This window comes from Rhodobacter sp. JA431 (assembly GCF_900217725.1).
Classification (GTDB): domain Bacteria; phylum Pseudomonadota; class Alphaproteobacteria; order Rhodobacterales; family Rhodobacteraceae; genus Rhodobacter; species Rhodobacter aestuarii.
This window is the reverse complement of sequence record NZ_OBMP01000010.1, coordinates 92,626-103,399: the sequence shown is the minus strand read 5'-3', so window position 1 is coordinate 103,399 and position 10,774 is coordinate 92,626. Positions and strand designations below refer to the sequence as shown.

At 62.3% G+C, this 10,774-nt stretch carries 11 protein-coding genes; 4 read left to right on the top strand and 7 right to left on the bottom strand.

Going from position 1 to position 10,774, the window contains the following annotated elements; all coding sequences use genetic code 11:
• The first annotated feature begins 56 nt into the window (after positions 1 to 56).
• On the top strand, positions 57 to 1,004 hold the full coding sequence (locus tag CRO18_RS16835; RefSeq protein ID WP_097082975.1) for a hypothetical protein: 948 nt from the start codon (positions 57 to 59) through the stop codon (positions 1,002 to 1,004).
• Here CRO18_RS16835 and radC read toward each other — a convergent pair.
• The 3 genes from radC to dnaK all read right to left on the bottom strand — a co-directional run bounded on the left by radC (position 1,001) and on the right by dnaK (position 5,001).
• A complete protein-coding gene (gene radC / locus CRO18_RS16830; protein ID WP_097082974.1) occupies positions 1,001 to 1,768 on the bottom strand; it encodes a DNA repair protein RadC in 768 nt (255 codons plus the stop codon). The two genes, CRO18_RS16835 and radC, sit on opposite strands and share 4 nt — an antisense overlap.
• An 85-nt stretch (positions 1,769 to 1,853) precedes the next feature.
• The gene (dnaJ, locus tag CRO18_RS16825; RefSeq protein ID WP_076485926.1) at positions 1,854 to 3,011 is read right to left on the bottom strand and encodes a molecular chaperone DnaJ; all 1,158 of its coding nucleotides are present in this window, start codon (positions 3,009 to 3,011) and stop codon (positions 1,854 to 1,856) included.
• Positions 3,012 to 3,078: 67 nt separating this feature from the next.
• Positions 3,079 to 5,001, bottom strand: a complete 1,923-nt coding sequence (dnaK, locus tag CRO18_RS16820) for a molecular chaperone DnaK (protein ID WP_076485927.1) — start codon at positions 4,999 to 5,001, stop codon at positions 3,079 to 3,081.
• 170 nt (positions 5,002 to 5,171) lie between these two features.
• On the opposite strand from dnaK, the gene CRO18_RS16815 reads away from it, so the two are divergent.
• A complete protein-coding gene (locus tag CRO18_RS16815; protein WP_097082973.1) occupies positions 5,172 to 5,804 on the top strand; it encodes an alpha-ketoglutarate-dependent dioxygenase AlkB in 633 nt (210 codons plus the stop codon).
• 60 nt (positions 5,805 to 5,864) lie between these two features.
• Here the strand turns inward: CRO18_RS16815 and mutY are convergent, their stop codons facing one another.
• The gene (gene mutY, locus CRO18_RS16810) at positions 5,865 to 6,905 is read right to left on the bottom strand and encodes an A/G-specific adenine glycosylase (RefSeq protein ID WP_097082972.1); all 1,041 of its coding nucleotides are present in this window, start codon (positions 6,903 to 6,905) and stop codon (positions 5,865 to 5,867) included.
• 93 nt (positions 6,906 to 6,998) lie between these two features.
• On the opposite strand from mutY, the gene CRO18_RS16805 reads away from it, so the two are divergent.
• Together CRO18_RS16805 and CRO18_RS16800 are read left to right on the top strand one after the other, a co-directional pair.
• Complete coding sequence (locus CRO18_RS16805; protein ID WP_076485930.1) at positions 6,999 to 7,562, top strand: DUF721 domain-containing protein; 564 nt, start codon at positions 6,999 to 7,001, stop codon at positions 7,560 to 7,562.
• 13 nt (positions 7,563 to 7,575) lie between these two features.
• Positions 7,576 to 8,250, top strand: coding sequence for a DsbA family protein (locus tag CRO18_RS16800; RefSeq protein WP_097082971.1), 675 nt, complete (start codon positions 7,576 to 7,578; stop codon positions 8,248 to 8,250).
• Between the two features lie 3 nt (positions 8,251 to 8,253).
• On the opposite strand, the gene lpxK is transcribed toward CRO18_RS16800, so the two are convergent.
• Genes lpxK through CRO18_RS16785 form a run of 3 tightly spaced genes read right to left on the bottom strand, consistent with a single transcriptional unit; the run spans position 8,254 to position 10,732 of the window.
• Positions 8,254 to 9,243 (bottom strand): tetraacyldisaccharide 4'-kinase, encoded by a 990-nt coding sequence (gene lpxK / locus CRO18_RS16795; RefSeq protein WP_097082970.1) that lies wholly within the window; start codon positions 9,241 to 9,243, stop codon positions 8,254 to 8,256.
• On the bottom strand, positions 9,243 to 10,457 hold the full coding sequence (locus CRO18_RS16790) for a 3-deoxy-D-manno-octulosonic acid transferase (RefSeq protein ID WP_097082969.1): 1,215 nt from the start codon (positions 10,455 to 10,457) through the stop codon (positions 9,243 to 9,245). Before CRO18_RS16790 ends, lpxK begins: the two co-directional genes overlap by 1 nt.
• A gap of 17 nt (positions 10,458 to 10,474) precedes the next feature.
• On the bottom strand, positions 10,475 to 10,732 hold the full coding sequence (locus tag CRO18_RS16785) for a DUF4170 domain-containing protein (protein WP_076485934.1): 258 nt from the start codon (positions 10,730 to 10,732) through the stop codon (positions 10,475 to 10,477).
• Between the last annotated feature and the right edge of the window lie 42 nt (positions 10,733 to 10,774).

Here is a 10,774-nt window from a genome sequence, read left to right as displayed (position 1 = left end):
CAAACCTTGCCCCGATCCCCCTCTAGGATGAAATCATTCGTTTAGAGGGGCATGTCATGAAACCGCTTCACAAAGTTCTCATGGTCGGCACGACCTTTGTTCTGGCAGCGGCAACCGGCCATGTGATGCAGAACTCGGCCAATTCCGGGCTGCAAGAGGCGCAGGCACCTCAAGTCACCCGCGAACACTCCAGCCCGGCGCTGGACGCGCTGCATAGTGAGGCCCCCGCCCAAGCCACCACGGCACCGGACCTTGCCGTGCCACCGATGATGCGCACGCCGCTGTTTGAGACCGATCTGGCAGCGGCTCTGCCGACCGATGCGCTCGACATCGGGGGCTTTGCAAAGCCCGCCTGTGCGGCACCGCAAATCGCGCTTGCCCCGGCCCCCTTAGCCTCTGTGCAAATGACGGTTACGGCACCTTGCCTTGCCGGTCAGGAAGCGAAAATCACCCATGCAGGGCTCACATTCCCGATCTTCCTTTCGCCTGAGGGGGAGTGGACAGGCATCCTTCCGGCCATGTCGACCAAGCCGCAATTCAGCTTCGATTTTGGCGGAGGTGAGATCACCAGCCTTGTGGCCGAAATCTCTGGCCTCGAAAACGTCAACCGGATCGCGCTCAGCGCCCCTGCGCAGGCAGGTGTCTCTCTGCATGGGCTCGAATATGGTGCAGGCTATGACGGGGCGGGCGATGTTTCAGCGCTTGCGCCACGCACTGCAGATACGCCGCTTGGGGGCTGGATGGCGGTCTTTGGCGATGCGGAGACCACGGTGCAGATTTACTCTGCCCCCGCGAATATGAGCGATATCCGGCTCGAAATGCTGGCCGAAGCGGTGCCGGAAACCTGCGGGCAAGATGTGCATGCCCAAGCCATTCGGCTGCTGCGCGGCGTCGCGGAAGCCCCAGCGCCCATCACCGTGGCCATGCCCGGTTGTGATGATGCCTTCGGTGCGGTGGTGATGCCGCTGCCCGATTTCCCGCTCTCGCTCGCCTCGGCGCGTTAAAGCAGGCCTTGGGCGCGGAAACTGAGTTCGCGCCCCTTGCCGATCACCAGATGATCGTGCAGCGTCAATCCCAGCGCCTGCGCGGCCAAGTTGATTTGATCTGTCATCATGATATCGGCCTGTGAAGGCGTTGGATCGCCCGAGGGGTGGTTGTGCACCAGAATGAGCGCAGAGGCATCCAGCTCCAGCGCGCGCTTCACCACCTCGCGTGGGTAAACCGGCACATGGTCAACCGTGCCGCGCGCCTGTTCCTCATCCGCGATCAGCACATTTTTCCGGTCCAGATACAGCACCCGGAACTGCTCAGTGGTGCGATGCGCCATGGCCGCGTGGCAATAGTCCACCAATGCCTGCCATGACGAGAGCACCGGGCGCTGCAACACCCGCGATTGCGCGAGCCGCTGCGCAGCGGCTTCAACGATCTTGAGTTCTTGCACCACGGCGGGGCCCACGCCCTGCACCTCGCTCAGCCGCGCGACCGGGGCAGAAAGCACCTGTCCAAAGCCCCCGAAGGTATTGAGCAATTGGCGCGCCAGCGGTTTGACATCTTGCCGTGGCAGCGCGCGAAACAAGATCAGTTCCAAAAGTTCATAATCGGGCATCGCCGCCGCGCCGCCTTCCATGAACCGCGCGCGCAACCGCTTACGATGATCCATGATGTAAGACGGCAACCGCTCAGAGGAAAGCGCCAGCGGCTGCGCCTCATCAAGGTCGCCAAACAGCGGTAAGGGCCGCTCTGCAAGGTTGGGGTCGGGGCTTGTCATGGGCGAAGCTTGCGCCCGCAGGGTAAATGAAAGGTTAATGCCGCCCGCCACAACAGAAAACGAAAGGGCGCCCGAAGGCGCCCGTTCATCCTTTCATCGTATCCCAGAAGCTTTTGACCTTCTTGAAGAAGGACGCCCCTTCGGGATTATTCTCGGCTTGGATGCGCTCAAATTCCTCAAGCAGTTCCTTTTGCCGAGCCGTCAGATTGACCGGCGTTTCTACCGCAAGCTCAATCACCATATCGCCCAAAGTACCACCGCGCAGCGCCGGCATACCTTTGCCGCGCAGGCGCATTTGACGACCGGATTGGCTGCCCACAGGGATCTTCACTTTGGAGCGGCCACCGTCGATGGTGGGCACTTCAACCTCACCGCCCAAGGCCGCAGAGACCATGCTCACCGGCACACGGCAGAACAGGTTGACGCCCTCGCGCTGGAAGATCGCGTGCTCCCGCACCTCGATGAAGATGTAAAGATCGCCAGCCGGACCACCGCGCAGCCCCGCCTCGCCTTCCCCAGCCAAGCGGATCCGCGTGCCGGTTTCCACCCCTGCCGGGATGTTGACCGAAAGCGTGCGCTCTTTCTCCACCCGGCCCGCGCCATGACAGACGCGGCAGGGGTTCTTCACCACCTGACCTTGCCCGCCACAAGTCGGGCAGGTGCGCTCCACCGTGAAGAAGCCGTTTTGCGCGCGCACCTTACCCAGACCCGAACAGGTCGGGCAGGTTTGCGGCTCGGCCCCGCCTTCAGCCCCGGTGCCATTACACGAGGTACAGGGCGCCGATCCGGGCACGGTGATGGTTTTCTGCGCGCCTTTGAACGCCTCTTCCAGCGTCACGCGCATATTGTAGCGCAGATCCGAGCCACGCGTGGCGCGAGAGCGCCCGCCGCCTGGGCCACCACGCCCACCCATGAAATCGCCGAACAGATCCTCGAACACATCCGAGAAGGCCGAGGCAAAGTCGCCCTGACCGCCCGCGCCATAAGGCCCACGCGGACCGCCGCCGCCCATGCCACCCTCAAAGGCCGCATGGCCAAAGCGGTCATAGGCCGCTTTCTTGTCGGCATCCTTCAGCACGTCATAGGCTTCGTTCGCTTCTTTGAACTGCGCCTCGGCGTTGGGATTGTCCTTGTTGCGGTCGGGGTGGAGTTCCTTCGCCTTGGTGCGATAGGCCTTCTTGATCTCCTCGGCCGAGGCGCCCTTAGACACCCCCAGAACCTCGTAGAAATCACGTTTTGCCATTGCAGAACCCCGCTATGAGAACATGAAAGCGAGCCCCCTAGGGGGCCCGCTCCTCAGGTTCCGGCGCTTATTTGCGCTTGTCTTCACCCATGTCCTCGAAATCGGCGTCGACGATGTCGTCATCCACCGAACGCGGGCCGTCTTCTTCCTCGGCCTCGGAGGCATTGCCACCCTCGGCTTCGGCTTGCGCTTTGTAGATCGCTTCGCCCAGTTTCATCGCGGCATCGGTGAGGTTTTGCACCGCGCCTTTGATCTTGCCGGGTTCGTCGGTCTTGAGCGCTTCTTCCAGCGCGTTGCAGGCCAGTTCGATCACTTCAACCGTCGAGCCGTCGACCTTATCGCCATGCTCTTCGAGCGATTTGCGGGTCGAGTGCAGCAGGCTTTCGCCTTGGTTGCGGGTCTCCACCAGCTCTTTGCGGTTTTTGTCAGCCTCGGCATTGGCTTCGGCGTCTTTGATCATCTTCTCGATGTCATCATCCGACAGACCGCCCGAAGCTTGGATGGTGATCTGTTGCGATTTGCCGGTGCCTTTGTCTTTGGCCGACACGCTCACGATGCCGTTCGCGTCGATATCGAAGGTCACTTCGATTTGCGGCACGCCGCGCGGCGCGGGCGGAATGTTCTCAAGGTTGAACATGCCCAGCATCTTGTTGTCGGCGGCCATTTCGCGCTCGCCTTGGAACACCCGGATCGTCACAGCGTTCTGGTTGTCTTCGGCGGTCGAGAAGACTTGGCTTTTCTTGGTCGGGATCGTGGTGTTGCGGTCGATCAGACGGGTGAACACGCCACCCAGCGTTTCGATACCGAGCGACAGCGGCGTCACGTCAAGCAGAACCACGTCTTTCACGTCGCCTTGCAGAACGCCCGCTTGGATCGCCGCGCCCAGCGCCACAACCTCATCCGGGTTCACGCCTTTATGCGGCTCTTTACCGAAGAATTTGGTCACTTCCGCGACCACTTTCGGCATCCGGGTCATACCACCGACCAGAACCACTTCGTCGATCTCGTCCTTGCTGACGCCCGCGTCTTTCAACGCAGCCGCGCAGGGTTTGAGCGAGGCTTTGATCAGGTCATCCACCAGGCTTTCAAGCTTCGCACGGGTGAGTTTCATCACCATGTGCAGCGGCGTGCCGGTTTTCGCATCCATCGAGATGAACGGCTGGTTGATCTCGGTTTGGCTGGCTGAGGAAAGCTCGATTTTCGCTTTTTCCGCAGCTTCTTTCAGACGCTGAAGCGCCATTTTGTCTTTGGTCAGATCGACGCCGTGTTCTTTTTTGAACTCGTCGGCAAGGTAGTTCACGATCCGCATGTCGAAGTCTTCACCACCAAGGAACGTGTCCCCGTTGGTGGATTTCACTTCAAACAGACCATCGTCGATTTCGAGGATGGTGATATCGAAAGTCCCGCCGCCAAGGTCATAAACGGCGATGGTTTTGGTGTCTTTTTTATCAAGGCCGTAGGCCAGCGCAGCGGCCGTCGGCTCGTTGATGATGCGCAGCACTTCAAGGCCCGCAATCTTGCCCGCGTCTTTCGTCGCTTGGCGTTGCGCGTCGTTGAAGTAGGCTGGCACGGTGATGACGGCTTGCGTCACTTCTTCGCCCAGATAGCTCTCGGCGGTTTCTTTCATTTTTTGCAAGATCACGGCCGAGACTTGCGAGGGCGAGAATTTCTCACCTTGCACTTCGACCCAAGCATCCCCGTTGCCACCATCAACGATGGAATAGGGCACCAGTTTCTTGTCTTTTTCGACTTCCGCATCGGTGGTGCGGCGCCCGATCAGGCGTTTCACGGCGAAGACCGTGTTGGTCGGGTTGGTGACAGCTTGGCGTTTCGCGGGTTGCCCCACAAGGCGCTCGCTATCCGTATAGGCAACGATCGAGGGCGTCGTGCGCGCCCCTTCGGCGTTTTCGATCACGCGGGGCTGCGAACCATCCATGATGGCAACGCAGGAGTTCGTGGTCCCGAGGTCGATCCCGATGACTTTGGCCATTTCAATACCTCTTCTTTCGGCGACAGGTGAGGACGGGTCCCATCAGGCCCCCGGCCCCAATCCCAAGGTTTCAGTTTGGCCCGGCCCGGGTGGTCCGTTCCGGCTTCTGGGGGTATATAAGGAGGGGAAATTTGCCCTGCAAGAACCCTCGCTAAGGGAGTTTGCGACAAATGACGCAAATCAGCGGCCCAGCGCCCCGCCCCGAGGGGCAAGATCTGCGCGGTTTTGTGCATTATCCGGGCTGGCTGACCGCCCCGGAACAGGCTGCGCTGGTCGCAGATCTGCGCGCAGTGGTGGCACAAGCCCCGCTTTTTTCACCAATGACGCCCTATGGGCGGCCAATGTCGGTGCGTATGACCTCCGCCGGGCGGTTTGGCTGGGTCTCCGACCGGCGCGGCTATCGCTATAGCGAAACGCATCCTGAAGGCATGGCATGGCCGGCGATCCCACAAAGCGTGCTCGATATTTGGCAAGCGGTGGCGGGTTCTGCCCGCGCGCCCGAATGCTGCTTGATCAATTTTTACGGCGAAAACGCAAAGATGGGCCTGCACCAAGACCGCGACGAGGCGGACTTTGCCGAGCCCGTGGTGTCAATCTCACTCGGTGATGACGGGCTTTTCCGTATTGGCAATGAAACTCGCGGCGGCAAAACGCAAAGCCTCTGGCTGCGTTCGGGCGATGTGATGGTGATGGGCGGGACAGCACGGCTTCTCTATCACGGCATTGACCGGATCGCGCCCGGCACCTCGCCGCTGTTGCCGCAAGGCGGGCGGATCAATTTGACACTTCGGGTGGTGACCTGAAACCGCGCCTCTTTTCATCTTGCCCGAAATATCCCGGGGGCGCGGGGGCAGCGCCCCCGCCTAAAGCCCCGCTTGCGCAGTATCCCAGACTTTGCGCATCACCGTCGGCAGATCGGCGGGCGCAAACGCCTCGCGCGGGGTAAAGCCCTCCCCCTCGGCGCGCGCCAGCATCACCTTCAGCCGCAAATGAAAATGCGTGAAGGTGTGGCGCACCTCATGCGGCAGTTCCACCCAATCGGCGACAAGGGGCGGGCGCGGCGCGGGAGTGTCTGTCGCCCAATCCGTGCCCGGAAAACCAAGCATCCCGCCCAAAAGCCCTTTTTCCGGGCGGCGTTCCAACAGCACGCCCCCCGCCGCATTGACCGCCACATAGACCAGCCCAAAGCGGGTCGGCTTCTCTGCCTTGGGCGCTTTGCGGGGCAGTTCTGCCGCGATGCCCTGCGCTTTGGCGGCGCAAAACGCGTTTACCGGACAAAGCGCACAAACGGGGTTGCGCGGGGTGCAGATCGTCGCCCCCAAATCCATCATCGCCTGCGCATGATCGCCGGGCCGGACTTGCGGGGTGATCCTTCCCGCCTTCTCCACCAACTCTGGTTTGGCAAGAGGCATGGGGGTTTGCACCGCCCAAAGCCGCGCCACCACCCGCTCCACATTGCCATCGACCACCACCGCAGGCTCATCAAAGGCAATCGCCGCCACCGCTGCCGCCGTATAAGGGCCAATGCCGGGAAGCTTTTGCAATTCCGCCGCGGTCTCAGGGAACTTCCCGCCGCGCGCGCCCGCCACAACGCGGGCGCATTTCAGGAGGTTCCGCGCACGGGCGTAATAGCCAAGCCCTGCCCATTCGGCCATCACATCCGCATCTTCTGCGGCGGCCAAATCTGTCACCTTGGGCCAGCGCTCGGTGAAGCGGCGGAAATAATCACGCACCGCAGCCACGGTGGTTTGCTGCAACATCACTTCCGAGAGCCAAACGTGATACGGGTCAGGCCGCTCGGTCGCGCGCGCCTCAGGCCCCACCCGCCACGGCATCACCCGCGCGGATCGGTCATACCAAGCCAAAAGCGCAGCCCCCGCCGATGTTTCATCCCCGTCACGCAATCTTTATGCTCCCCCGACCAGAGTTGTTATGGCAAACCCCCACAAGCCGCCTAAAATAGCACCAGACCCCGCGAAGGCGAGAGCAAGCGAACGATGACCACCGCCCCCCCGAACGAGCGCCCCGAAGCGCCCCGCAAAGGCCGCCGCCTGCGTGGGTTTGAGGCGGCTGCGGGCTTGGTCAAAGAACGCATTCGCGCGGCAGGCGAATCGCGCGGCTTTGCCGTGGCACGATTGATCACCCATTGGACCGAAGTGGTCGGACCCGAAATTGCCGCCACAGCACGGCCTGTAAAAATCGGTTACGGGCGTGAAGGCTTTGGCGCCACGCTGACGCTTTTGGTCGAAGGGCCGATGGCGCCGATGATCGACATGCAGCGCGAACAAATCCGCGCGAAGGTCAATGCCTGCTACGGCTATAACGCGATTTCGCGCATCCATATCACGCAAACCGCCGCCACCGGCTTTGCCGAGGGACAGGTGGCCTTTGCCCCCGCCCCGAAGACACCCCGCCCCCAACCCTCGCCCGAGGTCAAAGCCCGTGCGCATGACGCAACCGAAGGGCTGCAAGACACCGGCTTGCGCGATGCGCTCGAACAATTGGGGCGCAATATCTACATGAAACCCGCCCCGGCCAAACCCGATGGCGGGACACGTTAAGAAAGGCTGATCTATGAACCGTCGCTCTCTTCTTCTGGGCCTCTCCGGCACCGCGCTTCTGGCCACCGCTGGCCTGACCCTGCTGCGCCCGGGCGCCCAAGATGGGATCTGGGCCAGCCCAGCGTTGGCCGATGAAGCCCCGGCGGATGGCGCCGCCCCCGAGCTATTGCCCGATATCGCGATGGGGTCGCCCGATGCGCCGATCACGCTGATCGAATATGCTTCCTACACCTGCGGGCATTGCGCGCATTTCCATGAGACCGTCTTCAAGCCGCTCAAGAAAGATTACATCGACACCGGCAAGGTGCGCTTCATCCTGCGCGAAGCCTATTTCGATGGGGCAGGCCTTTGGGCGGCGCAGGTCGCGCGCTGCGGCGGCGATCTGAAATATTATGGCATTTCCAGCATTCTGTTTGCCGAGCAGCATGACTGGATCGGCGATGGCACGCCGCAAACGATGGGCGCGAACCTGCGCAAAATCGGGCTGCGCGCCGGACTGACGGCAGAACAGATCGACACCTGCCTGAACGACAACGATATGGCGCAGCGCATGGTGATGACCTACCAGACGCATTTCACCGCTGATGGCATCGAAGGCACGCCGACGCTGATGATCAACGGCAAGAAGCACAACAATATGGGCTATGACGCGTTGAAAAAAATCCTCGATGCGGAACTGGCGGGCTAAGGCTTAAAGGCCGATCTTTTCCAGCGCGCTTTCAAGCGGTGCGGCGGTGCTGAGCATCAGCCGCACCGGCAAAGCGAGCACATTGGGCCGAAAGGCCATTGGCAGGCGCGCGGCATCTTTTTCGGTCGTCACCAGTTGCGCGCCCGTCATCCGCGCCTCGGTCTCCAGCCGGGTCAAAAGACGGGCATTGAAGGGTTGGTGATCGTCAAGCGCCTCTGCCCGGACCAGATCTGCCCCGAGCCCGCGCAGGGTCGCAAAGAACTTCTCTGGGTGGCCAATGCCTGCAAAGGCCAAGACCCGCAGCCCCTCCCAATCCATCCCCGTTTGCAGCGGTTCCAGTGCGCCTGTCAGGTGTGGCACAGTGATTTGGTCGCCCCAAAGCGCGGCAAATTCTGCCTGCGCCGCCTCAGGCCCGATGGAAAGCAGCAAATCCGCCCGCGCCAGCCCCGCCGCGACGGGTTCGCGCAAGGGGCCAGCGGGCAAGCACAGCCCATTGCCAAAGCCCTTCACCGCGTCGACCACCACAATCGACAGATCCTTTTGTAGCGCCGGGTTTTGATGCCCGTCATCAAGCAAAATAACCTGTGCGCCCGCCGCCACAGCGGCTTTCGCACCCGCCGCACGATCTTTGGCGACCCAAGTTGGGGTGAAGGCCGCCAGCAAAAGCGGCTCATCGCCCACCTGATCGGCGCTGTGGTTCATTTCATCGACCCGCACAGGGCCCTCTAAGCTGCCGCCGTGGCCCCGGCTCACCACATGGGCGGTGATATCGCGCCCCATCAAAAGCTGCGCGAGCGCGATGACGGTGGGGGTTTTGCCTGTGCCACCCGCGTTGATATTTCCCACCGAGATCACCGGGACCGGAAGTTTTAACCCCGGCTTTGCTACCCGCCGCGCGGTCGCCGCACCGTAAACGCGGCCCAAGGGCGCCAGCAGCCGGGCCAGAGGCGCGGGCTGCGCAGGGTCGGTGAACCAATGGGCGGGGGGCTGCATCAGGTTTCCTTTCGCGGCTTTGCGCCCTCATACTCCCCCAAGATCGCCCGCACCACCGCCTCTGCCGCCGCAGCGCCGCCGGATGTGACCGCCCAAGCGTTATGTGCCAAAACGGCAGCGCGGTCAGGCGACATCAAATCCGCCACCGCCTCGCCAAGCGAGATCGCATCATGGATCGCGCGGGCCGCGCGCGCCTCGCCCAAGCGGGCATATTCTGCGGTATAGGCGCCAGTTTTCGGCCCATGCAGCACGGCAGAGCCCAAAGCCGCGGGCTCGAAGGGGGAACGCGGCTGCGCCGTGCCCCCGGTAAGTGTGCCGCCCATATAGGTCACCGGCGCGATACGATACCAAAGCCCGTATTCGCCCGGATCATCGGCCAAGAACACCTCTGTCTCATCTTCGGGCTCCCCCTCAACCGAGCGGCTGGCCACAGCCAGCCCGCGCGCGGTGAGGTCTTCCACCAAGGCACAGGCAGATTCTGGATCTTCAGGCGCCAAAATGAGCAGCATCCGATGCGCATGGTGTTGCGCACGTTCCTGTGCAGCCAAAATCGACGCCATTTCCTCTGCCGGCACCTCGGCGGCAAGCCAAACGGGGCGGGTCCGCGTCAGCGCGGCCATCGATACCCGCTCGGCCTCAGAACAGCGCAGCGGCTCGGCGGGCTGGCCTAGCACGCCCCCCACTTCCAAGCGGCAAGGCTCGACACCCAACTGCAAAAGCGGCGTGACGGAGGCTTGATCGCGCACCATTACCCGCGCCATGCGCCGCAAAAGCGGCGGCTTGCCAAAGCCCGAAAACGGCTGTTTGCGCGCCGCATTGGTGGCGGCTTGCACATCCACCATCATCACTGGCACATCGGCCCGGTCTGCCGCTTTGATCAGCGCGCCGGGCAAGTCATTTCCGAAAAGTACCACCAAATCGGGCGAGACTTGGCGCAAAAGCGCTTTGGGCGACCCTTCGTCTTGGAGGTTACGCCGCTCGACCGTTTCGGGCAGCGCAATCTCGACCTCTTCAGGAAGCGCGACGAGGAGCCGTAAATCGGGCCGTTGCCGCGCCAGCCGTGCAATGACCAGCGCCGCACCGGGCGCCAGCGCAGCGGCGTCTTCGCCCCCGATGCGCAAACAAATCAGCGGCGCTTTGGGCGTGGGAGGGTGTTCCTCCCCCGCCTCAGGCGCCGAGGCCCGGCGAAACCATTTGGAAGCCGATTGCAGCATCGCGGGCCTTTGGGCGCTTAGCTCCCCAGCTCTTCGGTCAGCGAGGCGGGGGTTTCTTCATCGCGCAGGCGATGCAAGTGGGCGATGAAATAGCGCGCATGCGCATCATCCACGGTGCGCTGCGCCTCGCCCTTCCAAGCCGCATAGGCGGTCGCGTAATTGGGGTAGATGCCGACAATGTGAATTTTCGAGACATCCTTAAATTCGGTGCGCTCGGGCGAGACAAGCTCACCGCCGAAAACAAGATGCAGGCGTTGGGGATTGGTCTTGCTCATGGGCTTTCCTGTGAAATTGGGTGTCGCGAGACTATGCGATGC

What these genes read in the sequence shown, in the direction of transcription:
- CRO18_RS16835 (WP_097082975.1), top strand. Translation starts at nt 57, where the DNA reads ATGAAACCGCTTCACAAAGTTCTCATGGTCGGCACGACCTTTGTTCTG.
- radC (WP_097082974.1), bottom strand. Translation starts at nt 1,768, where the DNA reads ATGACAAGCCCCGACCCCAACCTTGCAGAGCGGCCCTTACCGCTGTTT.
- dnaJ (WP_076485926.1), bottom strand. Translation starts at nt 3,011, where the DNA reads ATGGCAAAACGTGATTTCTACGAGGTTCTGGGGGTGTCTAAGGGCGCC.
- dnaK (WP_076485927.1), bottom strand. Translation starts at nt 5,001, where the DNA reads ATGGCCAAAGTCATCGGGATCGACCTCGGGACCACGAACTCCTGCGTT.
- CRO18_RS16815 (WP_097082973.1), top strand. Translation starts at nt 5,172, where the DNA reads ATGACGCAAATCAGCGGCCCAGCGCCCCGCCCCGAGGGGCAAGATCTG.
- CRO18_RS16805 (WP_076485930.1), top strand. Translation starts at nt 6,999, where the DNA reads ATGACCACCGCCCCCCCGAACGAGCGCCCCGAAGCGCCCCGCAAAGGC.
- CRO18_RS16800 (WP_097082971.1), top strand. Translation starts at nt 7,576, where the DNA reads ATGAACCGTCGCTCTCTTCTTCTGGGCCTCTCCGGCACCGCGCTTCTG.
- lpxK (WP_097082970.1), bottom strand. Translation starts at nt 9,243, where the DNA reads ATGCAGCCCCCCGCCCATTGGTTCACCGACCCTGCGCAGCCCGCGCCT.
- CRO18_RS16790 (WP_097082969.1), bottom strand. Translation starts at nt 10,457, where the DNA reads ATGCTGCAATCGGCTTCCAAATGGTTTCGCCGGGCCTCGGCGCCTGAG.
- CRO18_RS16785 (WP_076485934.1), bottom strand. Translation starts at nt 10,732, where the DNA reads ATGAGCAAGACCAATCCCCAACGCCTGCATCTTGTTTTCGGCGGTGAG.